Here is a 21,926-nt window from a genome sequence, read left to right on the forward strand (position 1 = left end):
CCGATTCATGCGGCCATCGCCCCGCGGAAGGCGGCGACGTCGACGATGCGCGTCGCCACCGCCTCGCGGACATCCGCGTCGTGGAAGATGCCGAGGATACCGGCGCCCGCCGCGCGCTTCTCGGCGATGAGCTCCACCACCACGGCCCGGTTCTCGGCATCGAGGGAGGCGGTGGGCTCGTCGAGGAGCAGGATGGGCCGGTCGGCGATGAGACCGCGCGCGATATTGACCCGCTGCTGCTCGCCCCCCGAGAAGGTCGCGGGCGGCAGCTCCCACAGGCGCTCGGGCAGGTTGAGACGGGTGAGCAGGTCGCCCGCGCGGGACCGGGCCGCCTCGGGTGCCAATCCCCCTTCGATTCCGGCGGCCTCCACCACGGCGCGGGCGCCGACCCGCGGGATCACCCGCAGGAACTGGGAGACGTAGGCCAGCGTCGTGCGGCGCAAGGCCAGGATCTCGCGCGGCGCGGCGGTGGCGAGGTCGATGACGCGGGCCCCGTCACGGACCCGGATCGCGCCGGCGGCGCAGCGGTAATTGCCGTAGGCCATCTTGAGGAGGGAGGACTTGCCCGCGCCCGAAGCGCCGCCGAGCACGACGCATTCGCCGGGATGGACCGCGAGGGTGGCGCCGGCGATCACCGGCAGCACGGCGCCGCCACGCAGGTGCAGGGTGAAGCTCTTGGCCACGTCGTCGAAGGCGAGGAGGGGTGGAAGGGACGTCATGCGGCGAGCACCGAGGAGACGAGGAGCTGGGTGTAGGCGGCCTGGGGGTCGTCGAGGACCTGGTCGGTCAGCCCGGTCTCGATCACCCGGCCGCCACGCATGACGAGGACGCGGTGCGAGAGCAGGCGCGCCACGGCGAGGTCGTGGGTCACGATGATCACCGCGAGGCCGAGTTCGGCCACCAGCCCCCGGATCATGTCGAGGAGGCGGGCCTGGACCGAGACGTCGAGGCCCGAGGTCGGCTCGTCCATGAGCACGAGGCGGGGCGCGGTGACGAGGTTGCGGGCGATCTGCAGGCGCTGGCGCATGCCGCCGGAGAAGCGCGTCGGCGGGTCGTCGACCCGGTCGGGGGCGATCTCGACGCGGGCGAGCCAGTCGAGGGCTGTGGCGCGGATGCGTCCGTAATGGCGGTCCCCCACGCCCATCAGGCGCTCGCCGACATTGCCGCCGGCCGAGACCGCCATGCGCAGCCCCTGCGTGGCGTCCTGGCGCACGAAGCCCCAGTCGGTGCGCATCAGGGCGCGGCGATCGACGACGCTCAGGGCGGCGAGGTCACGGGTCGCCCCGTCCCGCATGCGGTAGGAGACCGTTCCGGCATCGGCCGCGACCTCGCCCGCGATCAGCGAGAGAAGGGTCGACTTGCCGGAGCCCGATTCACCGACCACCGCGAGGACCTCGCCGGGATCGAGGGTGAAGCCGATGCCGTCGCAGGCGAGGCGCCGGCCGTAGCGCTTCGTCAGGCCGTCGACGTTAAGCAAAGGTTCGGTGAGCAGGGGTTCCATCAGGCGGCCTCTCCCGTGTGGCCGTCGGCGCGGCGGGTCTCGCAATGGTCGGTGTCCGAGCAGACGAACATCCGCCCGCCGGCATCGTCGAGGACGACCTCGTCGAGGTAGACGTCCTCCGCCCCACAGAGGGCGCAAGGGCGGTCGAAGCTCTGGACCCGGAACGGATGGTCCTCGAAATCGAGGCTGCGCACCCGTGTGTAGGGGGGAATCGCATAGATTCGCTTCTCGCGGCCCGCGCCGAAGAGCTGGAGCGCGGGGCAATCGTCCATCTTCGGGTTGTCGAACTTCGGAGTCGGGGAGGGGTCCATCACGTAGCGGCCGGCCACCTCCACCGGATAGGCGTAGGTGGTGGCGATGTGGCCGTGGCGGGCGATGTCCTCGTAGAGCTTCACGTGCATGAGGCCGTATTCGGCCAGGGCGTGAAGCTGGCGCGTCTCGGTCTCGCGCGGCTCGAGGAAGCGCAGCGGCTCGGGAATCGGCACCTGGTAGACGAGCACCTGCCCCTCGGCCAGCGGCGCTTCCGGGATGCGGTGGCGGGTCTGGATCACCGTGGCCTCGGCCGTACGCGTAGTCGTGGCGATCCCGGCGGTGGCCGTGAAGAAGCGGCGGATCGAGACCGCGTTGGTGGTGTCGTCCGCGCCCTGGTCGATCACCTTGAGCACGTCGGATGCGCCCAGGATCGCGGCGGTGACCTGCACCCCGCCCGTGCCCCAGCCATAGGGCATCGGCATCTCGCGGGCGGCGAAGGGCACCTGGTAGCCGGGGATCGCGATGGCCTTGAGGATGGCCCGGCGGATCATCCGCTTCGTGCCCTCGTCGAGATAGGCGAAGTTGTAGCCGGTGCCCGGCGACGTGGTAATCTGCGGGTTCATTCGGCGGCCTCCCGCAGGGTGGGTTCGTCCGGCTCGGCCGTCCGGGCGGCGTGCTCGGCGCGCAGGCGCCGGACTAGGTCGAGCTCGGCCTGGAAGTCGACGTAGTGCGGCAGCTTCATGTGCTCGACGAAGCCCGTCGCCTGCAGGCTGTCGCAATGGGCCAGCACGAATTCCTGGTCCTGGGCCGGCACCACCACGGCCTCGCCGAGTTCGGCCGCCCGCAGGGAGCGGTCCACCAGCGCCATGGCCATGGCCTTGCGCTCGCCCTGGCCGAAGACGAGGCCGTAGCCGCGGGTGAATTGCGGCGGCACCGCCCCGTGGCCGTGGAACTGGTTGATCATCTGGCACTCGGTCATGTCCACCGTGCCGAGGCTGACGGGGAAGCCGAGCTCTTCCGGCGTGAAGTCGAGCTCCACGGTCCCGACCCGGATCTCGCCGACGAAGGGGTGGTTGCGGCCGTAGCCGCGCTGCGTCGAGTAGCCCAGCGCCAGGATGAAACCCTCGTCGCCCCGCGCCAGCCCCTGCAGCCGGACCGCGCGGTCGGCGGGGTAGTCCACCGGCTCGCGGGTGAGGTCGCCCACGGGCGCGCCGTCGTCCGGCGGCGAGGGTTCGAGCAGGCCGGCCTGCCCCAGGAGATCGGTCACACGCGGGCAGGCGGCGGCATCGGCCTCCGGCTCGGCCTCGGCGGCGGGTCCGGGGACGGCGCCGGCGGCCAGGGCGAAATCGACGAGGCGGTGGGTGTAGTCGAAGGTCGGGCCGAGGACCTGACCGCCGGGCAAGTCCTTGAAGGTGGCGGAGATGCGCCGCGCCAGGGTCATCGCGCCGGTGTCGAGGGCCTCCGTGGCGCCGAAGCGCGGGAGGGTGGTGCGGTAGGCACGCACCAGGAACACCGCCTCCACCACGTCGCCGCGGGCCTGTTTCAGGGCGAGGGCGGCGAGATCGGGATCGTAGAGGGACCCCTCGGTCATCACCCGGTCGACGAGGAGGCGCATCTGCTCGCGGATTTGCGCCACGGTGAGGTCGGGCACGGCCGGGTCGCCGCGCCGGATTTCCGCCAGCAGCCGGTGGGCATTGTCGATGGCGGCCTCGCCGCCCTTCACCGCTACGTACATGGGGTTGCCTCCGGGGTGACGGGGCGGGCCGAGCGCGGGAGCCCGGCGAGGCGCCCGGGCGCGACGAGGAGACAGTCGATACCCAGCGGGAAGGAGGCCTGGTTCGCGGCCCAGCGCGACGCCCAATCGGCGGGCAGGGGGCCGGCATCGAGGCGCACGGTGCCGCGGATGCCCGGCCCCGCGAAGGCCGGGCCGGCGGCGTCGGACAGGGTCTCGACGGCGAGGATCAGGGTGGCGGAGGCATCCGGGTAGGCAGGGGTCCCCTGCGCGAAATCCGCGAAGGCCGGGCAGCGGGCGGGATCGGCGATCAGCGCGAAGGCGGCCTGTCCAGGTGAGGCGACGATCGGCGCTCCGGTGTGGAAGCGCAGGAAGCCGGCCACCGCCGGCTCGGCCCGCAGCGGAGCATCGAGCCAGACCGGCGTGTCGGCGTCGGTGAGCGCCAGCGCCAGGGCCGCGAGTTCCGGCGTGAGCGGGGCAGGGGGCATCAGGGGGGTGTCCAGGGGACGGATGCGGCCGGGCCGGCTCAGGGCCTCCATCGCGGCGCGGAACACCGCCTGCCCCTCATGGACGGGATCGGCGAAGCCATGGGCGAACTGTCGAGCGAGGTCGTGCGGCATCAATCCTCTCCCCGCGCCAGGGTGAAGAAATTCACCCGGGTCGCCGCCGCCTTGCGGGCGGCCTGCCGTGCCGCCTCCGCCCGGCGCGCGGCGATGGCGGCCAATGCCGAATCGAGGGCCGGGCGCGCCTCCGGGCGCTGCCAATGCGCGTCGAGGATGGCCGCGAGGCGGGCGCGATCCCGGTCGCGCCCGAGATGGTAAGCGAAGCCGGTCTCGCCGCCGGGCAGGCGCACCGCCGCCCTCGTCACCGTCGCCTCGCCGGCGTTGAACGGCCGGCCATCGCCGCCGATTCGCCCCCGGACCATCACCAGACCGGTCTCCGCCGGGCGCAGATCCTCCGCCTCGGGGGTGATTCCGGCCTGCGCCAGGGCGGCCCGCAACTCGGCCGGGCTGGCCTGGCCGGCCTGGGCCATCGCAAGACGGCGGGCAGCGGGGTCTGGCATCCCCGGCTCAGGTGGTGTTTGGCTGGCACTCGGCATCGATCGGTCTCCAGACATGTCTAGATGTATAGACAAGAGGATGATCAGGCGCAAGGATTTTCGGGCGGGCTATGCGAGCGATCCATGAATGAGGCGGGCGACAGCCCCGTGACAGCGCTCCGGCGCGGGGGCGGTCTCGCGGCATGGCGGCAGATCGCGGATGCGCTGGCGGGCGAGATCCGCGGCGGGGCGCTCGCCGCCGGGGCGCAGCTGCCGGCCGAATCGGCGCTCGCCGCGCGCTTCGGCGTGAACCGGCACACGGTGCGCCGGGCGCTCGGCGTGCTTGCCGAGGACGGGCTGGTGCGCACGACGCAGGGCAAGGGCAGCTTCGTGGAGCAGGGTCCGATCCCCTATCCGATCGGGCCCCGGACCCGATTCTCCGAGATCGTCACGCGCACGGGCCGCGAGGCCTGGGGCGACCTGATCGCGGCCGCGACGGTGCCGGCCGATGTGGGCTGGGCCGAGGCCCTGGGGATCGCCCCCGGCGCACCGATCCTCGAACTCCACACCGTGCACCGGGCCGACGGCGCCCCGATCTCGACGGCCCGGACCTGCCTGCCCCTGCCGCGCTTCTCCGGCTTCGACGCGGCCTACGCCGCCAGCGGCTCGATCACCCGCGCCTATGCGGGCTACGGGGTCGCCGACTACACCCGACTCTCGACCCGGATCGGCGCCCGCCCCGCAGACGCCGAGGAGGCGGCCCGCCTCGACATCGCCCCCGGCCGCAGCCTGATCGTCCTGTCGAGCGTGAACGTGGACAGCGACGGCCAGCGCATCCAGGCCACCCGCAGCCTGTTCGCCGCCGACCGGGTGGAGCTGGTGGTGGAGTGATCGCCCGTCTCGGTGAGGACGACACCATCGACTGAAGCGACCGGGCGCGTGAAACCCGCGATCCAGTCGTCGGCGGAACGGCGCGACTACGGTTCAGGTGGAGAAGCGTGGGATACCTGCGGGCGTCCTCTGTCTCGGGAGGCTAACGGACTCACACGGCTGCTCGACGGCTGTGCCCTCTATCCTAGGGGGTTCGGCATGAGGCGCGACGGGCCCCCTCTCCCGTTTGGGAGAGGGACAGGGTGAGGGGCGTGGCCCCTCCGGAGTGGTCACACACCTCACCCTGTCCCTCTCCTTCCAGGAGAGGGGACCCGCTCGCCCCGCGAGATGTGTGAACATCGTAGCCTTGTGGGGAGGAGGTGGGGGTTGGGGGTGGAGGGGTGCCCCTCATGGCCCAGAGTCTGGCGGAACAACCCCAACTCCTGACCTCTCCCCATAGGGGAAGAGGGACGCGTCGAGCTTCCGAGGCGATCAGCCCGATCGCGCCTCAGGCGGACGGCTCGGGCGCCCCCTTGCCCCAGCCCGGCAGGGGGAAGGCCCGGTCGTAGGTCAGGTTGAAGACGAAGGCGTAGACCACGTAGAAGGCCGCGATCGCAAGATCCATGAAGAAGGCCTGCGCGAGGCCGATGCCGAGATACCAGGCGATCGGCGGCAGCAGGATCATGAGCAGGCCCGCCTCGAACAGCACGGCGTGCCCCACCCGCAGGAGGAGGCTCTTGCGCGTGTGCCCGATGAACCGCTGCATCGCCCGGTCGAAGCCGAGGTTGTAGACATAGTTCCAGGCCGTCGCGATCAGGGCGCTGCCGGTGCCGATCACCCCCATGTCGGAGGCGTGCAGCCCGAACAGCACGGTGCCGAACGGAACGATGAGTGCCAGCCCGAACAGCTCGAACAGGAGGGCGTGGCGGATACGGTCACGGGTGCTGCGCATGGTCTCGTCTCAAAAAGCCTCGTTGGTTCGCGGTCTTCTATCTGCCATACCCCCTTCGGCAAGTTAGGACATATCTGAGGATCAGATAGATGGCGGTCTCGCTCGATCAGCTCCAGGCTTTCGTGGCGGCCGCCGAAGCCGGCTCCTTCTCCGGTGCCGCCCGCGTGCTGCGCAAGGCACAGTCGGCCGTCAGCACCCAAGTGGCGAATCTCGAGGCCGATCTCGGGGTCACGCTGTTCAGCCGGGCCGGCCGGAACCCGGTGCTCACCCCGGCGGGGGAACGGCTGCTGCTGGAGGCGCGCGTGGTGCTGGACCGGCGCGAGCACCTGATCGGCGTGGCGACCAGCCTGGAGCAGCGGGTGGAGAACCGGCTGGTGGTGGCCATCGACGAACTCTATCCCGAGCATGCGCTCGGCGCCCTCTTCGCCGACTTCGCCCGGCACTTCCCCTTCGTCGAGCTGGAACTGCTCTTCCCGCTGATGGAGGATGTCAGCCGCATGGTGCAGTCCGGCGCCGCCGACCTCGGCGTGATGTGGCGCCAGGAGGTACTGCCCACGGAACTCGGCTTCCAGACCATCGGCTGGGTGCCCCTCAAGCTCGTCTGCGGGCGGGACCATCCGCTCGCCAAGGCACGGGTGGAGTGGGAGGAACTGAAGCGCCACCGCCAGATCCTGGTCGCCGCGCGCAGCGACGGGCCGGAGAAGCGCCGCCTGCGCGTGGCCGCCGAGGTGTGGTGGGTAGAGAGCCACTGGGTGATCCTGGAACTGGTGAAGCACGGGATCGGCTGGGCCTTCGTCACCGACCACGTCATCGCCTCGTCGCTCACGGCGCCGCACCTGGTCACGCCGGACCTGCAGTTCGACGCGGGCGACTGGCCGATCGCCCTGGAGCTGGTCTGGCACAAGCAGCGGCCCTGCGGCCCCGCCGCGGCCTGGCTGCGCGAGCGCTTCGCGGCGGAGCGGATCGGCCCCGTCTCACGGGATGGACAGACGGGCTGACGGAGAGGGCCGGGCAGACCTCCCGCTCAGGTCGTCGCGCCGCCGATCAGGGCCCGGCGCAGGCGCCCGGAGACGGCGTCGATGATCGCCACGGTGATGAGGATCATCAGGATCAGGAAGGCGACCTGGCGCAGTTCGAGGACGCGGATCAACTCGGTCAGGTACTGGCCGATTCCGCCTGCGCCGACGATGCCGATGATGGTGGCCGAGCGGGTGTTCGACTCGAAGAAGTACAGCACCTGGCTGCCGAGCACCGGCAGCACCGCCGGGACGAGGCCGAAGCGGATACGGTGCAACTCGGCGCCACCGGAGGCGGAGACGCCCTCGCCGGCCCTGCCATCGACGGTCTCGACCGCTTCCGAGAACAGTTTGCCCAGCGCCCCGACATCCGCGCAGGCGATGGCGAGCGCCCCGGCAAAGGGGCCGAGTCCGACCACGTTGATCCAGATCAGCGCCCAGATCAGCACGTCGACGGAGCGCACCACGTCGAGGCCGCGCCGGACGGTGAAATGCACGAAGGGATTGGGCACGACGTTGCGGGCGGCCAGGAACGCCACGGGAAACGCCAGGATCGCCGCCGTCAGCGTCCCGATGAAGGCGATGCCGAGGGTCTCGGCGAGCGCCTGCAGGAAGGCCCAGGCCCGCCCGCCGGTCTCCGGCGGCAGCATCATGAGGCTGAACTCGCCGAGGCGGCCGAGGCCATTGAGAAGGCGGGCGGCGGAGAAATCGAGGCGCACCAGCGCGTAGCCCGACACAGCGACGAGGGCGGCGAGGGCGAGCCCCGCGAGCAAGCGGGCGCGCCAGGCCGGGCGGAAGCTTTCGGGAAAGCGCCGGCGCAGGGCGGCGATCTCCGCCGGATCGATCTCGGGACCGGTCATCGCAGGCTCCCGAGGAGGTGGTGGCGCACGCGCTCGGTGCCGAGGTCGATCGCCATCACGGTGAGGATGATCAGGACCAGGATCGCGCTGACGTCGGCGTAGTAGAAATTGCGGATCGCCACGAGGAGCTCCTGCCCGATGCCGCCGGCGCCGACGAAGCCCATGACGCCCGCGCCCCGCACGTTGATCTCGAAGCGCAGCAGCCCGTAGGAGACGAAGTTCGACAGCACCTGCGGCAGCACGGCGAAGCGCAGGGTCTCGATCCGCCCCGCCCCGGCGGCGGTGAGGCTCTCCACCGGCTTCATGTCGATATTCTCGACGACCTCCGAGAACAGCTTGCCCAGCGCCCCCGTGGTGTGGATCGCCAGCGCCAGCACGCCCACCATCGGACCTAAGCCGAAGGCGATGACGAAGAGCAGCGCGAACACGATCTCGGGCACCGTGCGGCAGAATTCGAGCCCGCGCCGCACCAGGAAACAGGCCGTCCGGCTGCCGGTCACGTTGGCGGCGGCGGAGAAACACAGAAGGACGCCGCCGATGGCCCCCAGCAAGGTGCCGAGATAGGCCATCAGCAAGGTCTCGCCCAGGAGAGCCAGCCATTTCGGCCAGCCCCAGTACCATTCGGCGAGATCCCCCGGCAGGTTCGCCAGGCTGAGATGAGGCAGGATCTGGGCGATGTAGTCGGTGAACCGGCCGATATTGGCCGCGAGCACCAGGGGACGCACCTCCGCGGCGTGGGCGGCGAGCCCCGCGAGGACGACGATCACGGCGAGGCCGGCCCAGGTCCGGCGCCGGGTCGCGGCGACGGCCGCGTCGTAGGCCCCCGCCAGGGCGACGGCCCGGTCCGGGGGCAGGGGCGTGATCCGCTCAGGCATCGGTCGTTACCGGCGGTGCCGCGTGGATCGGGACAGGTCGGGTCAAGATTTGCGGCGCTGGTCGTCGTTGAACTTCAGCATCTCGATGATCGGCTGGTAGTCCTTCAGGGTCACGGCGGTGAAGCCCTGGTCCTTGCCGTCCGAGAGCCGGTCGAACGCCGCCTTGTCGGCCGTCGGCATCGCCACGAGGGCGTCGCGGATCTTCGCCTTGAGGTCGTCGGGGAGGCTCGCCAGCATGGCGAAGGGTCCCTCGGGCAGGAAGTCGGACTTGAACACGACACGGAAATCGGCCTGCGTCAGGGGCGTCCCGTCGGGCTTCTTCAGCATGCCCTTGGCGGCCATGCGGGTGACCATGGTGTCGGTGTCGGTATTGTAGAGGTTGGCGGCCGCATCCACCGTGCCCTGGACGAGGGCGAGGACGGCGTTCTCGTGGCTGCCGGCATAGACGGTCTTGCCGAAGAGCGCGTCGACCGGGTGGCCGGCCTTGTGCAGGAAGAAGCGCGGCGCCTGGTTGCCGGATGTGGAGTTGGGGTCGACCAGGGCGAGGTTCTTGCCCTTCAGGTCTTCGATCGTCCTGTAGGGGCTGTCGGCCCGCACGTAGATCACCGAGTAGTAGCCCGAGGCGCCGGTGTCGTGCGTCTGGTTGACGATGGGCTCGATCTTGACGCCGGTCATCACCGCGCGGGCGAAGGAGGCGGGGCCGTAGAAGGCGAGCTGGGCGTTGCCGGCGCGCTGGCTCTCGATCACGGCGGCGTAGTCGTTGGCGATGCGCAGCTTCACCGGCACCCCGAGGGCCTTCGACAGATAGGCGGTCATCGGCGCGTACCGATCGGTGGTGCCCGACGCGTTCTCGGCCGGAATCACCGCCAGGGTCAGCTCCGGATAGGCCGCTTTCCAATCCTGTGCGGCAGCAGGGACGGCGAGGAGGGCGAGCGCGAGGGCTCCGGCGAGGGATCGGCGGGTCAGCATGGGTATCTTCCGGATGGGATGGTGAAAAATCAGGCGACGAGGGCGGTGGGATAGGCTCGGGGCCGCGCCGGAGCGGCGGGCGTGTCGAGGACCTCGCCGGCCTCCAGCCCGTAGAGCCGGCGGGCGACATCCTCGGTGAGGTCGGCGGGCGCGCCGTCGAACACGAGGCGGCCGTCGGCGAGGCCGACGAGGCGGTCGCAATAGCCGCGGGCGAGATCGAGGGAATGCAGGTTGCATAGCACCGTGATGCCGTGGCGCCGGTTGGCCTCGGCGAGCGCGTCCATGACGATGCGGGTGTTGCGCGGGTCGAGGGAGGCTACGGGCTCGTCGGCCAGGATCAGGTCCGGGGCCTGAATCATCGCCCGCGCGATGGCGACGCGCTGCTGCTGGCCGCCTGAGAGCTGATCGGCCCGGTGGCAGGCGAAATCGCCCATCCCGAACTCGTCGAGGGCGGCCAGCGCGAGGGCGCGCTCGCGCTCGGACCAGAGCTTGAACAGGGAGCGGTGCCTGGGAACCTCCGAGAGCCGGCCCATCAGCACGTTGCTCAGCACGTCGAGGCGACCGACGAGATGGAACTGCTGGAAGATCATCGCGCAGCGCGCCCGCCAGCGCCGCAGGTCGCTGCCGCGCAGGGCCGTGACGTCGAGACCGTCGAACAGGATGCGTCCGCCCGTCGGCTCGGCGAGGCGGTTGATCATCCGCAGCAGGCTCGACTTGCCGGCGCCCGAGCGCCCGATCACACCGACGAACTGGCCGCGGGGAATGGCGAGAGAAACGCCGTCCACCGCGCGGCGGTCGCCGTAATGGCGGGCAAGACCTTCGAGGATCAGCATGCTTGTGTCCGGCAATTCACGTTGAACGCCGGTAGACCCGCCCCATACGACAGGAGAATGACTATTCCCCGGCTAAGGAATTGCCGGGATTATTGTGCCTCACCCTCGTGACGCTCCAGGAAACCTTCGATCGGCAGAGCGCGGAAGTCCGGCAGTGCACGGCGAAGGCGCGCATGGTCCCAGTCCCACCAGGCCAGCGCCTGCAGGCGATCGGCGATTGCCTCGGGGAACCGGCGACGGACGACGCGACCGGGGTTGCCGACCACGATGGTGTAGGGCGCGACATCCCGGGTCAGGATCGTGCCCGCGCCGACCACCGCCCCGGTGCCGATGCTGCGCCCGGGCAGGATGACGGCCCCGTGCCCGATCCAGACATCGTGGCCGATGGTGACGGGCAGGGCCCGGCGCCGGGCGAAGAAGGCGGGCTCGTCCTCCTCGCCCGGCCAGTAGGCGCTGGCCCGGTAGGTGAAATGGGCTTGGGAGGCCCGCTCCATCGGGTGGTTGCCGGGATTGATCCGCACATGCGAGGCGATGGAGCAGAACTTGCCGATGGTCGTGTAGTTCGCCTGCCCGTCCTCGACGATGTAGGAATAGTCGTCGAGGCTCGTTTCGCTGAGGCGCGTGCGTGCGCCGACCTCGATGTAGCGGCCGAGGCGGCACCGGGAGAGTTCGGCGGTCGGGTGGACGGCCGGTTCGAGGCCGAGGCGATCGGAGACCATCGCGGTGTCCTTCAGGCGGAGAAGGGGAGGCGGCGCAGGAGGCGGAACGCCGCCGCGCCGTCCTGGACGACGACACTCACCGCATCGATCACCAGGTCGGGCAGGCCCGCGGCGGCCTCGGCCAACAGGGGCAGGGCCGTCGTGCGGTCCTCCTGCCCGAGGCGGCCGGTGAGGGTCATGTGGAAACGGAACGTCTCGAAGACGTGCGGGTAGCCCCAGCGCTCCAGCAGCGCCCTTCCGCGGGGATCCAGGCGCTCGGGGCGGCGGCGGGCGCGCTCGGTTGGGGTGAGGGGCGCACGCAACGGATCGAGGGCGCAAACGCACTCGGCGGCGAGGAGACCGAGAGAGGGCGGGGGCGCCTCCGGCACCAGGGCCATGAAATCCCCGAGGGCGGCGACCCGCAGGGGGCCGACGGGGAGGGGGCTCCGGTGCGCCGCCAGGGCCTCGGCCGCATGGAGGAGATCGGCTTCGGTCGCACCCGGAGCGAGGCGCATCGGCGCCTTCAGGGTGGCGTGGAACCCGTAGACGCGCGGCTCGGCCGTGTTGGCCGCGAGGATGGCCCGGAGCGCGTCCGGACCGGGCGCCGGGCCAGCCCCGAGGATTGCGTCGCCGAGAACGGCGAGCGCAGAACCCGGAGCGGGGGTGAAATACAGGGCGTATCGGGCAAGGTCGTCCAAAGAAGCACTTCCTCGACTGCGCGCGACGGGCCGAAGCGCTCATAATCCGTAGCCCGGACGGCAATATGACAGGTCGGGCGCCGAAGAAGCGAGGATTGCCCGGTCCCGATCCCAAGTGCGGATTTCCCAAGGGCTGATCGCCAGTGCCTCCTGAAGCTCCCGCGCACGGGCCGCATCGTGATGGCGCGATCCGTTCTCCCTCGTAGTCCTCCGAGACTGATACTTCGTCACATGGGCGATCGGGTAGCCAAGAAGGACAACCTGTGCTGGTCTACCCCCTGACCGACCACAGGAGATCGAGGACGCCGCGACGCGCGATGCACAGTCTCAGCGTAAGTCTCTCATCGTGTCCTTGAGTAGGGCATCTGTTGTCGCGTCGCTGAAACGAAGCCTCACTTCTCGACGAAAGCCTTCTCGATGACGTAGTGGCCGGCCTCGCCGTGGTTGCCTTCCACGTAACCGCCGCCGGTCAGCATCTCGCGGGTATCGCGGATCATGTCGGGCGAGCCGCAGAGCATGAACCGGTCGTTCTCCACCGACATCGGCGGCAGGCCGATATCGTCGAACAGCTTGCCCGAGGTCATCAGGTCGGTGATCCGGCCGCGGTTGCGGAAGGGCTCGCGGGTGACGGTGGGATAATAGATCAGGCCGGCGGTGATGACCTCGCCAAGGAACTCGTGGTTGGGCAGCTCCCGCGTGATCGTCTCACCATAGGCGAGCTCGGAGACCTGGCGGCAGCCATGGACGAGGACGACCTTCTCGAAACGCTCGTAGGTCTCCGGGTCCTTGATGATCGACATGAAGGGGGCCAGGCCCGTACCGGTGCCGAGAAGGTAGAGGTTCTTGCCCGGCATCAGGTTGTCGAGCACCAGGGTGCCGGTGGGCTTCTTGCCGACCATGATCGGATCACCGACCTTCAGGTGCTGCAGCCGCGAGGTGAGCGGGCCGTTCTCGACCTTGATCGAGAAGAACTCCAGTTCCTCCTCGTAATTGGCCGAGACCACGCTGTAGGCGCGAAGGAGGGGGCGCCCCTCGACCTCGATGCCCATCATCACGAACTCGCCGTTGCGGAAGCGGAACGCGGGATCGCGGGTCGTGCGGAAGGAGAACAGCGTGTCGGTCCAGTGGTGGACGCTGAGAACTCGTTCTTCGAGATACTTGCTCATGACATCCCCTGCAGCGTCTCAATGAAATCACGCGGCGGCCGGATCGGAGACGCCGAAGACGGCTTCGAGCTTGCCGCTGCGTCCGTCCCACTCGGCCGCGTCGGCGAGCGGGTCGAGCTTTTCGCTGATATTCGGCCAGAGAGCGGAATACTTGGCGTTGAGGGCAAGCCAGCCGTCGAGGGCCGGCTCGGTATCGGCTTTGATCGCCTCGGCGGGACATTCCGGCTCGCAGACGCCGCAATCGATACACTCGTCGGGATTGATCACGAGCATGGTGTCACCGACATAGAAGCAGTCGACCGGACAGACCTCGACGCAGTCGGTGTATCTGCAGCGGATGCAGTTGTCGGTGACGACGTAGGCCATGACGGAACCTTGCTGGCTTCTTCGGGATCCCGGTGCGATCAGAGGACGGCCGAGAGATCCTGTCCTTCGAGATTGATCGCGAGCCCCTTGAGCGAATCGAGGCTGACCTCGCCGCCCATGGCGCGGATGCTTTCCTCGCGGATGAGCGACATCAGCCCGCGGCGCAGGCCCAGAAATTCCGATGACAGGGTCATCGAAGGTTCGCGCGGCCTGGGCAACGGCACCACGACCTCGGCCTTGATGCTGCCGGGGCGGGCCGTCATCACGTAGATGCGGTCCGACAGGAAGATCGCCTCGTCGATGTCGTGCGTCACGAACAGGACCGAGATCTTCAACCGCTGCCACATGTTGGTGAGGATCTGCTGCATGATCAGCCGGGTCTGCGCGTCGAGCGCCCCGAACGGCTCGTCGAGGAGCAGGATGCGCGGTCCGGTGGCCAGCGCCCGCACGATGCCGACGCGCTGCTTCATGCCGCCGGACAGGCGATCGGGATAGTGGTTCTCGAACTGGGTGAGACCTGCGAGACCGAGTAGGGTGCGGGCGCGGCGCTCGCGCTCGCTGCGGGAGACGCCCTTCATCTTGAGGCCGAACTCGACATTCTCGCGGACGGTCTTCCAGGGGAACAACGAGTATTGTTGAAAGATCATCCCCCGATCCGCGCTGGGGCCGGAGATCGCCTCGCCATCCACGGTCACGGTTCCGCCCGATGGCGTCAGGAAGCCCGCAAGCGCGTTCAGAAGCGTCGACTTCCCGCACCCAGAGGGGCCGACGATCGAGACGAACTCGCCGGGCTGGACGTTGAGAGAGACGTCGGAGACCGCATCGACGGCGCCCTCCATGGTCTCGTAGCGCAGGCAGAAGTCGTGGACCTCGATCAGGCCTCGAGCCGTTCCGGCCATGGCGTGTCCCCTTTGTCCAGTGAAACAGGAGGTCGAGTCGGAGGAGGCCTCAGCGGGCCGTCCCGCCCGGCATCACGATGCGGCCGAGCACGCGGATGGCGAAGCTCGATCCGAGCCCGAGGACGCCGATCGTGATCATGCCGAGTGCGATGTCGGAATACTGGACCAGGGAGTACGCCTCCCAGGTGAAGTAGCCGATACCGAATTGGCCGGAGATCATTTCGGCGGCGATGAGCGAGACCCAGGCGACGCCCATGCCGACAGTCAGGCCAGTGAAAATCTGCGGGAGAGACGCCGGAAGGTAGACCTCGCGGAAGAGAGAGGCCTCCCGAGCACCAAGGCAGCGCGCGGCTCGCACCAGCACCGGATCGACGGTCGCCATACCCTGGAGGGTGTTGATGAGGATCGGGAAGAACGACCCCAGGAAAGTGATGAAGACGATCGATTCCTCGTTCGTCGGCCACAGCATGATCGCTATCGGTACCCAAGCGATGGCCGGGATCGGCCGGGTGACCTCGCAGATCGGAAACACGATCTCGCGAAGGATCTGGAAACGGCCCATCAGCAGACCGAGGGGGATCGCGAGTGCGCTGGCGAGCGTGAAACCGTAGATGATCCTCCGGCAGCTCATCCAGATATGGTCGCCGAATATGGGATTGTGGAACGCGAGGATCGCACGGTCCAGCACGTCGGCAGGGCTCGGGACGTTGGTGAAACGGACGTAGAACGTCGCGCGGTTGACGGTCAGAAGCTGCCAGATTGCGACGAAGACGGCGATAGACACGAGACCGAGCACCATGGCCCGCAGCTGTCCACGATGAAGCCGGAGCCAGCGTGCCACACGATCCGTCGGGACCGCCGGGAGGCGCGCCGGTCCAGCTTTGGCTTTGGCGGGTGCCCCGGAGGGAGGCGTCAACGCTGGCATGGGCTCGGGGAGTTGGCGAAGTGCGGCTTCCATGGGATCAACCTCCCGACACGGCGGCCTTGATGGCCTCGTCGTAGGGCATCACCTTTGCCCCGGATTTCCCAGCCGCAGCCTCGGCATCCCGCTTCAGCAGGTAGGGGGAAATTTCTCCCTTGCCGCCGACCGCGTAGAACGCCTCCTTAGCGAAGAGCTTGATGCCGCGCGTTGTATCGAAGACGTAGGCGACGTTGATCTCCTTGCCCTTGGCCTTGAGATCGTTGAGAGCACCCAGCGTGCAGGCGGCACTCGAATAGGGATAGATATTTCCGCCCTTGACCCAGATTTCGCCAGCTTTGCGCGGATCAGAGATCGGCTTCTTGCAATAACTGTCCTCGCCTGAGACCTCGTAATTCGAGGTGCTGACGAGCTGCTTGTCGTAGTCGAGCCCGCTCTCTGCGAAGACCTTGCGCAGCGGCTTGTCGTTGACCCAGGACGTGACGTCGAACTCCTTCACGCGGTCGAGCTTCTGCAGCACCTTCACGTCTTCCTTGGCCGCGTCGACGAGTTGCGGCTTGATGGTCGGATCGATCGTCATGATCCCACCCGGGCCGAGGAAGATGTAGACGACTTCCTTGTCGGTGCCGGTCCAGGCCGAGATCTGCTCGGCGGCGCGCTTCGGGTCAGCTTTCACCCAGGTCTGTGCATCGAGAATCGCTTTGAGATAGGCGTCGACGATCTCCGGATATTGTTTGGCGAAGTCGGTGCGGACCACAATGCCGTGCCAGGTGGGGAGGTTGGTCTCGACGCCGTCGAAGACCTTGCGGGCAAAGCCCCGGAACGGCAGCAATTCAGCGAACGGCACGAAATCGGCGTGCGCGTCGATCTTCTTCTCCTGGAGGTTGGTCGAACCGACTTCGGGGCTCTGGTTGACCAGACGGAACCAGGTCTGCGGATAACCCTTGTCCTGCAATGCCTTGAGCACCATGCCGTGCGCGGCCGAGCCGAATGGGACGCTGACGACCTTCCCCTTCAGGTCGTCGAAAGAGAATGCGTCGGTCTCCTTGTTGACGACGATGCCATTGCCGGAGCCGTAGAGATTGTAGGCTGCGACGGCAATGAGCTCGGACTGGCTCTCGGGGTTGTTCCTGAAGGTGTAGCCGTTCACGACCAGCGGATAATCCCCCATCGCCCCGAACTGCAGCTTGCCGGCCATCATGCCGTTGGTGACCGGCGGCCCGGAGGTGAAATTCTGCCAGTCGAGAGTGATCTTGACATCGGCATACTTGCCGGTCTTCGGCAGGTACTTCTCGAACAACTTGAGCTGGCGGATTATGACGCCGACCGTGGCGGTGTTCGTCGTGGTGTCCTGCGTACCGATGCCGACCGTCAAAACGGTTTCGGCGCAGGCGGGGGTCGCCAGCGTCGCGCCGGCTGCCACGAGCAGCGCAACAGCAGAGACCGCGCTTCGTCCAACCCAAGTCGAGGTCATCATGCGCTCCGTTTTCTGAAATGCCGTCTCGACATCCAGGGAATGATCGGGCGCTTGATGGATCGCGATCAAATGGAGAGGTCGAAGTCGAGTTGATTAGTTGCTCAAAAAGTTTGGCCGGCCGCGGAGATGATGCAAGTTTGGGCGAGAAGCATTCTAATTAAGCGTCCTTCCTGGCTCCTGGCATGCGCACGAGGACATCGGGACGCTGGATCAGGATCTGGGAGCGGCGGGTGGAGACTATGCCCTGCTCCGTCAACCGCTTGAGGCTGATCGTGACCCATTGCCGGGTAGCGCCGACCATGTGCGCGAGATCGGCATGTGTGAAATCGGCGGCAATCAGGATGCCGCCCTCCTCCTCCACGCCGTAGAGCCCCGAGAGGTGCATCAGCAGGAAGGCGAGGCGATCCGTGATGGAACGTGTGCCGAGCATCTGAGCGAGCGCCGAATAGCAGCGGCCCTTGAAGGTGAGGCCGTCGATGATTCCGAAAGCCAGTGCGGGGATCTTCGTCACGAGTTGGCGAAGCGCCGCGCCCGGGAGATGGAGAACGGTCGAGTTGCTCGCCGCCATGCCCGACCAGCTATGGGTGCCGGTTCCGAACACCTCGGGCCCGCCGACGAAATTCCCGGGATACCAATAGGCCAGGGTGATCTCTCGGCCGGTCGGCGCTGCGTAGAACACGCGGATGCGTCCGGTCTCGACCAGCCAAATGCCATCGTTCGGCGCCTCCTGGGTGAACAGCGTCGCGCCTCGGTAAAGGACCCTGCGACGTCCCTGCTCCATCACCAGGCTACGCTCGAGTTCGCTGAGCCCATAGAGCAGCGGCCGAGGGCCGACCGGCTGCGGAAACGCCTCCATGGGGTTCGGGCCTCCGGAGCATGTCAGAAGCGAAAGGCCCGAAGAGAAATGGGCCGTCTCCGTCCGAACGGGTGTAGGCTGCATCGCTGAACCTCGCAGGTGACCAAGTGCGATGCAGCAAAGCCTATACCAGCTCTAAACTATGAAGCTGCCCGCAACCCGCCGCATGCGGGGCCCAGAACAGACGGCCAATGCTGAAAAAAAAGCAGCGCAGGACCGTGTGGGTCCTGCGCTGCTTTGGCGGCGTCATATGCGAAGGTCGGCGTTCAAACCTCCGCCCGACACCGGCCGATGGCCCAGCGGATCAACTTGCGAACGTCCGGATCGGGGTCCTCGGACGCGCGTTCGAGGGAGCTGAGCGCCTCTGGATGGGCGATCTCGCCGAGAGCCGCAGCGGCTTCCTTGCGCAGGTTACTGATGTCGGAATCCAGGGCACGGCCGAGCACGGCGATGGCCGCAGTCGACTTGATCCGCCCAAGGGCATTGGCCGCCTTGGTCTTCACCTGCCAGACTTGGTCAGCCATAGCCGCGATCAGCGGCTCGACGGCCTCTGGAAGCCGGCTCTTCGCGATGGAAACGGCGGCCTCCTCTCGCACCTGCCAGTTCTCATCCTGCAGGCCGGCCAGCAGCGTCGAGACGCCGGGTCCACCCGAACGCAGGAAGACGAGGGCCGCCATCGTGGCGCGGCGCACACTCGCATCGCTGTCGCGTGCCGTCGCCAGCAGGGCTGGAAGCGCCTCCTCGGCCTTGAGGTAGCCAATCACCCCGAGACCCTCTCGGCGCACTTCGGGTGAGCCGCTGCGCAGGGCTTTCAGCGCGGCGGAGAGGGCGTCCGGGATAATCAACTCTCGGAGCGCCCGGAGGGCCGCGGCCTGGACGAAAGGATCGCTGTGCTCTGCCCGCTCGATGAGCAGTGGTCCACAGGTCGGCTCCTTCTTCTCGGAGAGAGTCTCGGCTGCGGTGCGGCGCACGTCCTCGTCCGCATCCTCGAGCGAAGCCACCAGACCCTCGACCACATCGGGGCCGTCATGTTCGTCGAGAGCCTTGGCGGCGGCGGCGCGGACCGTGGCATCGTCGTCGCCGAGCCCCTTGAGAAGAAGGACCTTAGCGTCGGATCCGACCGCCTCAGCGAGTTCCATCATCGCCACACGGCGAATGCCGGCATCGGGGCTGGCTGCGCGCTCGGCGAGATCGTCCAGATCATCGTCGAAGGTTTCGAATACGGGGCTCATTTTGACCTCTTGGATCACGACGTGGTGGCCTGGCCGCGGCCAATGCTCAGCGGAGCAAGTAGGGAATATTGACCTTCACAGCATTCGTGGGGCAGTCGACTTCGCATGGCATGCAATACCAGCATTCGTCGTACTTCATGTAAGCTTTCTGCCGCGTCTCATCGATCGCAAGGATGTCGAGCGGGCAGACGTCGACACAGACGCGGCAGCCCTTCTCGGCGATGCATTTCTCGTCGTCGATGACGACCGCTGCGCTCTTGGCCTGGGTGATGATGGGCATGGAGGTCTCCGTGTCTCTGGGAAGAAGGCCGTCGCGGCGCGCTACTCGGCGGCGACCGGCGTCTTGATGCGGAGTTGGTGGTAGGCGTTCATTTCTTCGTCAGCGACGGGGACGATGAAAGGGTCGACGTCGCGCTTGGCACTCGCCATGCGGCCGTACTCGTCCTTGAACAGGACCGTATGGCAGGCCCAGTTCGGATCGGTTTCCGGGTGGTCGACACGCAGGTGGTAGAAGCCCCAGCGGCTCTCGGTGCGATACAGCGAGGCGTGCGCCGCCATGTCGGCGCAATCGAGAATGGTCTGCGTCTCCAAAGCCCGCAGCAATTCGTGCGGGTCGCGCGCGACGAGGTGGCCGAGATCCTCACGGATCTCGGCAAACCGGCGCTGGCCGAGCTCCATCTTGGCCGTGACCTTCGGCGGCTCGAGATAGTCGTTCACGAAGCGCCGGGTCTTGAACTCCATCTCGTTGGGGGTGATGCCATCCTCGCGCCGCGTGGGCGCCAGCACCCGCTCCTGCTCGGCCAGGACGTCGCCGTCGTCGTAGCCGGCGAGGGTCGTCGAGGCGCAATAGGCGGCCGCATGCGCGCCGGCGATGCCGCCGTTCACGAAGGCGCCGAGCATGTAGTTGTGCGGCACGGCCGCCATGTCGCCGACAGCGTAGAGGCCGGGAATGGTGGTGCGGGCATACTCGTCGACCCAGACGCCCGAGGCGGAGTGGCCGGAGCAGAAGCCGATCTCCGAGATGTGCATCTCGACGGCGCGCTGGCGGTAATTGGTGCCGCGGCGCTCGTGGAAGCGGCCGCGCGAGGGGCGCTCGTTCGAGTGCAAGATCGTCTCGATCTCCGAGATCGTCTCCTCGCGCAGGTGGTCCATCTTGAGGAAGACCGGGCCATTGCCGCCCTGCAGTTCCCGCCAGAACTCAAGCATCATCTGGCCCGACCAGTAATCGCACTCGATGAAGCGCTCGCCCTTGTTGTTGGCGGTGAAGCCGCCGAACGGGCCTGTCACGTAGGCACAGGACGGGCCGTTATAATCCTTGATCAGCGGGTTGATCTGATAGCATTCGAGGTTCGCGAGCTGAGCGCCGGCATGGTAGGCCATCGCATAGCCGTCGCCGCAATTGGCCGCGTTCTCGTAGGTGCCGAACAGGTAGCCGGACGCCGGCAGGCCGAGCCGCCCGGCGGCGCCGCAGGCCAGCACCACCGCCTTGGCCTTGACCACGAGGAATTCGGACGTGCGCGTGTTGACGCCGATCGCCCCCGCAATGCGGCCGTCCGGCCCCTTCAGCAGCCGGGTCGCCATGTAGCGATTGGTGACCGCGACCTGGAGGCGGCGCAGCTGCCGGTAAAGCACCTTCTTGACGTTATGTCCTTCTGGCATGGGCAGCACATAGGTCCCCATGTGGTGGACCTTGCGCATGTTGTATTCGCCCGAGCCGTCCTTCTCGAACTTGACCCCAAGCTTGTCGAGATACTGGATCATCGGGAAGGAGCCTTGGGCGTAGGCCATCACCGCCTTTTGATTGACGATGCCGTCATTGGCGACGGTGATTTCCTTCACGTATTGCTCGGGCGTGGCATAGCCCGGCACGACGGCGTTGTTCAGCCCGTCCATGCCCATGCTGATTGCGCCTGAGCGCTTCACATTCGCCTTCTCCATCAGCAGCACCCGCAGCTTCGGATCGGCCTCCTTGGCCTTGATCGCGGCCATCGGACCGCCGGTGCCGCCGCCGATGACGAGGAGATCGGTCTCGATGATTTCGACCTTGGGGCTGGTGACGCTCATGATGTGCACTCGCATGTCGGGCGCAGATGCAGACCGCGCGCTCGGAAAAGGAAAGACGGCTCAGCGATCAGGCCGCCTGGGGCGTCCGGTCATCGGCCGCGCCGATTTGCAGCTCTGCGGTCTCGCGAGCCAGGTCGCGGAGATAGACCCACGGGAAGATTCCACGCGCGTGTCCGTCGGAGAAGCCGAGGTTCACGGCATATCCGCCCATCGGGTCGATCTTGGTAACGGCGACGGCCTCGAAGGAGAGAGGAAACTTGCCCTGTAACCGGTCCCGCGTGCACCAGGCGCAGCGGCAGCGCAGCCGCAGCGTCTCGGCCTGCAGTACAGCTTCCTCACCATTGGCCCAGACAAGGCGCATGTCGCGACCACCGCGGGAGACCACGGCATCGGTCGGAATCGCTTCCGGATCAAATGGCGGCTGTTCGGGCAATCTCATCGGCGTGTCCGTCATCCACTGGCGCCAGAAGGCAGACGGATTAGACCCGGCGAAGCGGATGCCAGCGAGCAATTAGTTGCCGAAAGCAGTCGAAAGAGTTCCGCAAGATAGAAGCGTGTGCCCTGCGGGACGTTTTGATCAGAGGAGAGCACAAGCCCGCCATCTATGGCACATCAATGCACGTCCATCGTTAAGCTATCACCAGCCGATAGC

25 protein-coding genes are annotated in these 21,926 nt (G+C 67.7%); 2 read left to right on the top strand and 23 right to left on the bottom strand.

Annotated features, from left to right (window positions below; translation table 11 throughout):
• Positions 1-5 precede the first annotated feature (5 nt).
• The 6 genes from phnL to phnG are packed head-to-tail and all read right to left on the bottom strand — an operon-like array spanning position 6 to position 4,548.
• On the bottom strand, positions 6-719 hold the full coding sequence (gene phnL, locus K368_RS0116075) for a phosphonate C-P lyase system protein PhnL (protein WP_027173221.1): 714 nt from the start codon (positions 717-719) through the stop codon (positions 6-8).
• Positions 716-1,501 (bottom strand): phosphonate C-P lyase system protein PhnK, encoded by a 786-nt coding sequence (gene phnK / locus K368_RS0116080; protein ID WP_036266398.1) that lies wholly within the window; start codon positions 1,499-1,501, stop codon positions 716-718. Before phnK ends, phnL begins: the two co-directional genes overlap by 4 nt.
• On the bottom strand, positions 1,501-2,376 hold the full coding sequence (locus K368_RS0116085) for an alpha-D-ribose 1-methylphosphonate 5-phosphate C-P-lyase PhnJ (RefSeq protein ID WP_027173223.1): 876 nt from the start codon (positions 2,374-2,376) through the stop codon (positions 1,501-1,503). The genes phnK and K368_RS0116085 overlap by 1 nt, the downstream gene beginning before the upstream one ends.
• A complete protein-coding gene (locus K368_RS0116090) occupies positions 2,373-3,488 on the bottom strand; it encodes a carbon-phosphorus lyase complex subunit PhnI (RefSeq protein ID WP_027173224.1) in 1,116 nt (371 codons plus the stop codon). The genes K368_RS0116085 and K368_RS0116090 overlap by 4 nt, the downstream gene beginning before the upstream one ends.
• Positions 3,479-4,105, bottom strand: coding sequence for a phosphonate C-P lyase system protein PhnH (gene phnH / locus K368_RS0116095; protein ID WP_027173225.1), 627 nt, complete (start codon positions 4,103-4,105; stop codon positions 3,479-3,481). The genes K368_RS0116090 and phnH overlap by 10 nt, the downstream gene beginning before the upstream one ends.
• Positions 4,105-4,548: a phosphonate C-P lyase system protein PhnG gene (gene phnG / locus K368_RS0116100; protein ID WP_280940240.1), complete on the bottom strand. Its 444-nt coding sequence runs from the start codon at positions 4,546-4,548 to the stop codon at positions 4,105-4,107. The genes phnH and phnG overlap by 1 nt, the downstream gene beginning before the upstream one ends.
• Positions 4,549-4,668: 120 nt before the next feature.
• Between phnG and phnF the strand changes: the two genes are divergently transcribed.
• Positions 4,669-5,415 carry a phosphonate metabolism transcriptional regulator PhnF gene (gene phnF, locus K368_RS0116105; protein WP_027173227.1) on the top strand — a complete coding sequence of 249 codons (747 nt, stop codon included), beginning with the start codon at positions 4,669-4,671 and terminating at the stop codon, positions 5,413-5,415.
• A gap of 487 nt (positions 5,416-5,902) precedes the next feature.
• Here the strand turns inward: phnF and K368_RS0116110 are convergent, their stop codons facing one another.
• Entirely contained in the window at positions 5,903-6,346 is a 444-nt protein-coding gene (locus tag K368_RS0116110; protein WP_027173228.1) for a PACE efflux transporter, read from the bottom strand.
• Between the two features lie 89 nt (positions 6,347-6,435).
• Between K368_RS0116110 and K368_RS0116115 the strand changes: the two genes are divergently transcribed.
• On the top strand, positions 6,436-7,344 hold the full coding sequence (locus K368_RS0116115; protein ID WP_027173229.1) for a LysR family transcriptional regulator: 909 nt from the start codon (positions 6,436-6,438) through the stop codon (positions 7,342-7,344).
• 26 nt (positions 7,345-7,370) lie between these two features.
• On the opposite strand, the gene phnE (K368_RS0116120) is transcribed toward K368_RS0116115, so the two are convergent.
• From phnE (K368_RS0116120) to K368_RS0116195, 16 genes are all read right to left on the bottom strand, one after another.
• Entirely contained in the window at positions 7,371-8,222 is an 852-nt protein-coding gene (phnE, locus tag K368_RS0116120) for a phosphonate ABC transporter, permease protein PhnE (protein WP_027173230.1), read from the bottom strand.
• Positions 8,219-9,097 (bottom strand): phosphonate ABC transporter, permease protein PhnE, encoded by an 879-nt coding sequence (gene phnE / locus K368_RS0116125; RefSeq protein WP_027173231.1) that lies wholly within the window; start codon positions 9,095-9,097, stop codon positions 8,219-8,221. Before phnE (K368_RS0116125) ends, phnE (K368_RS0116120) begins: the two co-directional genes overlap by 4 nt.
• A gap of 42 nt (positions 9,098-9,139) precedes the next feature.
• Entirely contained in the window at positions 9,140-10,066 is a 927-nt protein-coding gene (gene phnD / locus K368_RS0116130; RefSeq protein WP_027173232.1) for a phosphonate ABC transporter substrate-binding protein, read from the bottom strand.
• A 29-nt stretch (positions 10,067-10,095) separates the two neighbouring features.
• Positions 10,096-10,899 carry a phosphonate ABC transporter ATP-binding protein gene (gene phnC, locus K368_RS0116135; RefSeq protein WP_027173233.1) on the bottom strand — a complete coding sequence of 268 codons (804 nt, stop codon included), beginning with the start codon at positions 10,897-10,899 and terminating at the stop codon, positions 10,096-10,098.
• Positions 10,900-10,988: 89 nt separating this feature from the next.
• A complete protein-coding gene (locus K368_RS0116140) occupies positions 10,989-11,618 on the bottom strand; it encodes a DapH/DapD/GlmU-related protein (RefSeq protein WP_027173234.1) in 630 nt (209 codons plus the stop codon).
• 11 nt (positions 11,619-11,629) lie between these two features.
• Positions 11,630-12,295: a DUF1045 domain-containing protein gene (locus K368_RS0116145; protein WP_027173235.1), complete on the bottom strand. Its 666-nt coding sequence runs from the start codon at positions 12,293-12,295 to the stop codon at positions 11,630-11,632.
• Between the two features lie 392 nt (positions 12,296-12,687).
• Positions 12,688-13,461, bottom strand: coding sequence for a ferredoxin--NADP reductase (locus K368_RS0116150; RefSeq protein WP_027173236.1), 774 nt, complete (start codon positions 13,459-13,461; stop codon positions 12,688-12,690).
• A 27-nt stretch (positions 13,462-13,488) separates the two neighbouring features.
• Positions 13,489-13,827 (bottom strand): ferredoxin FdxA, encoded by a 339-nt coding sequence (fdxA, locus tag K368_RS0116155; RefSeq protein WP_027173237.1) that lies wholly within the window; start codon positions 13,825-13,827, stop codon positions 13,489-13,491.
• 38 nt (positions 13,828-13,865) lie between these two features.
• Complete coding sequence (locus K368_RS0116160; RefSeq protein ID WP_027173238.1) at positions 13,866-14,726, bottom strand: ABC transporter ATP-binding protein; 861 nt, start codon at positions 14,724-14,726, stop codon at positions 13,866-13,868.
• A 49-nt stretch (positions 14,727-14,775) separates the two neighbouring features.
• Positions 14,776-15,684, bottom strand: coding sequence for an ABC transporter permease (locus K368_RS0116165; RefSeq protein ID WP_027173239.1), 909 nt, complete (start codon positions 15,682-15,684; stop codon positions 14,776-14,778).
• Between the two features lie 4 nt (positions 15,685-15,688).
• On the bottom strand, positions 15,689-17,119 hold the full coding sequence (locus K368_RS0116170) for an ABC transporter substrate-binding protein (protein WP_081739692.1): 1,431 nt from the start codon (positions 17,117-17,119) through the stop codon (positions 15,689-15,691).
• Between the two features lie 160 nt (positions 17,120-17,279).
• Complete coding sequence (locus tag K368_RS0116175; protein ID WP_245259593.1) at positions 17,280-17,978, bottom strand: Crp/Fnr family transcriptional regulator; 699 nt, start codon at positions 17,976-17,978, stop codon at positions 17,280-17,282.
• A gap of 266 nt (positions 17,979-18,244) precedes the next feature.
• Entirely contained in the window at positions 18,245-19,210 is a 966-nt protein-coding gene (locus tag K368_RS0116180) for a HEAT repeat domain-containing protein (protein WP_027173242.1), read from the bottom strand.
• 46 nt (positions 19,211-19,256) lie between these two features.
• Positions 19,257-19,490: a 4Fe-4S dicluster domain-containing protein gene (locus tag K368_RS0116185; protein WP_017486815.1), complete on the bottom strand. Its 234-nt coding sequence runs from the start codon at positions 19,488-19,490 to the stop codon at positions 19,257-19,259.
• A 41-nt stretch (positions 19,491-19,531) separates the two neighbouring features.
• Positions 19,532-21,274 (bottom strand): fumarate reductase/succinate dehydrogenase flavoprotein subunit, encoded by a 1,743-nt coding sequence (locus K368_RS0116190; RefSeq protein WP_027173243.1) that lies wholly within the window; start codon positions 21,272-21,274, stop codon positions 19,532-19,534.
• Positions 21,275-21,341: 67 nt separating this feature from the next.
• On the bottom strand, positions 21,342-21,728 hold the full coding sequence (locus K368_RS0116195; protein ID WP_036267064.1) for a DUF971 domain-containing protein: 387 nt from the start codon (positions 21,726-21,728) through the stop codon (positions 21,342-21,344).
• Positions 21,729-21,926: the final 198 nt, after the last annotated feature.

The organism is Methylobacterium sp. 10, from assembly GCF_000519085.1.
In the GTDB taxonomy this organism is placed as follows: domain Bacteria; phylum Pseudomonadota; class Alphaproteobacteria; order Rhizobiales; family Beijerinckiaceae; genus Methylobacterium.

What these genes read in the sequence shown, in the direction of transcription:
- K368_RS0116150 (WP_027173236.1), bottom strand. Translation starts at nt 13,461, where the DNA reads ATGAGCAAGTATCTCGAAGAACGAGTTCTCAGCGTCCACCACTGGACC.
- phnL (WP_027173221.1), bottom strand. Translation starts at nt 719, where the DNA reads ATGACGTCCCTTCCACCCCTCCTCGCCTTCGACGACGTGGCCAAGAGC.
- K368_RS0116190 (WP_027173243.1), bottom strand. Translation starts at nt 21,274, where the DNA reads ATGAGCGTCACCAGCCCCAAGGTCGAAATCATCGAGACCGATCTCCTC.
- phnE (WP_027173230.1), bottom strand. Translation starts at nt 8,222, where the DNA reads ATGACCGGTCCCGAGATCGATCCGGCGGAGATCGCCGCCCTGCGCCGG.
- K368_RS0116175 (WP_245259593.1), bottom strand. Translation starts at nt 17,978, where the DNA reads ATGGAGGCGTTTCCGCAGCCGGTCGGCCCTCGGCCGCTGCTCTATGGG.
- K368_RS0116185 (WP_017486815.1), bottom strand. Translation starts at nt 19,490, where the DNA reads ATGCCCATCATCACCCAGGCCAAGAGCGCAGCGGTCGTCATCGACGAC.
- K368_RS0116140 (WP_027173234.1), bottom strand. Translation starts at nt 11,618, where the DNA reads ATGGTCTCCGATCGCCTCGGCCTCGAACCGGCCGTCCACCCGACCGCC.
- K368_RS0116085 (WP_027173223.1), bottom strand. Translation starts at nt 2,376, where the DNA reads ATGAACCCGCAGATTACCACGTCGCCGGGCACCGGCTACAACTTCGCC.
- phnC (WP_027173233.1), bottom strand. Translation starts at nt 10,899, where the DNA reads ATGCTGATCCTCGAAGGTCTTGCCCGCCATTACGGCGACCGCCGCGCG.
- phnF (WP_027173227.1), top strand. Translation starts at nt 4,669, where the DNA reads ATGAATGAGGCGGGCGACAGCCCCGTGACAGCGCTCCGGCGCGGGGGC.
- phnH (WP_027173225.1), bottom strand. Translation starts at nt 4,105, where the DNA reads ATGCCGCACGACCTCGCTCGACAGTTCGCCCATGGCTTCGCCGATCCC.
- phnE (WP_027173231.1), bottom strand. Translation starts at nt 9,097, where the DNA reads ATGCCTGAGCGGATCACGCCCCTGCCCCCGGACCGGGCCGTCGCCCTG.
- phnK (WP_036266398.1), bottom strand. Translation starts at nt 1,501, where the DNA reads ATGGAACCCCTGCTCACCGAACCTTTGCTTAACGTCGACGGCCTGACG.
- phnG (WP_280940240.1), bottom strand. Translation starts at nt 4,548, where the DNA reads ATGCCAGACCCCGCTGCCCGCCGTCTTGCGATGGCCCAGGCCGGCCAG.
- K368_RS0116110 (WP_027173228.1), bottom strand. Translation starts at nt 6,346, where the DNA reads ATGCGCAGCACCCGTGACCGTATCCGCCACGCCCTCCTGTTCGAGCTG.
- K368_RS0116195 (WP_036267064.1), bottom strand. Translation starts at nt 21,728, where the DNA reads ATGACGGACACGCCGATGAGATTGCCCGAACAGCCGCCATTTGATCCG.
- K368_RS0116180 (WP_027173242.1), bottom strand. Translation starts at nt 19,210, where the DNA reads ATGAGCCCCGTATTCGAAACCTTCGACGATGATCTGGACGATCTCGCC.
- fdxA (WP_027173237.1), bottom strand. Translation starts at nt 13,827, where the DNA reads ATGGCCTACGTCGTCACCGACAACTGCATCCGCTGCAGATACACCGAC.
- K368_RS0116160 (WP_027173238.1), bottom strand. Translation starts at nt 14,726, where the DNA reads ATGGCCGGAACGGCTCGAGGCCTGATCGAGGTCCACGACTTCTGCCTG.
- K368_RS0116090 (WP_027173224.1), bottom strand. Translation starts at nt 3,488, where the DNA reads ATGTACGTAGCGGTGAAGGGCGGCGAGGCCGCCATCGACAATGCCCAC.
- K368_RS0116115 (WP_027173229.1), top strand. Translation starts at nt 6,436, where the DNA reads ATGGCGGTCTCGCTCGATCAGCTCCAGGCTTTCGTGGCGGCCGCCGAA.
- phnD (WP_027173232.1), bottom strand. Translation starts at nt 10,066, where the DNA reads ATGCTGACCCGCCGATCCCTCGCCGGAGCCCTCGCGCTCGCCCTCCTC.
- K368_RS0116165 (WP_027173239.1), bottom strand. Translation starts at nt 15,684, where the DNA reads ATGGAAGCCGCACTTCGCCAACTCCCCGAGCCCATGCCAGCGTTGACG.
- K368_RS0116170 (WP_081739692.1), bottom strand. Translation starts at nt 17,119, where the DNA reads ATGACCTCGACTTGGGTTGGACGAAGCGCGGTCTCTGCTGTTGCGCTG.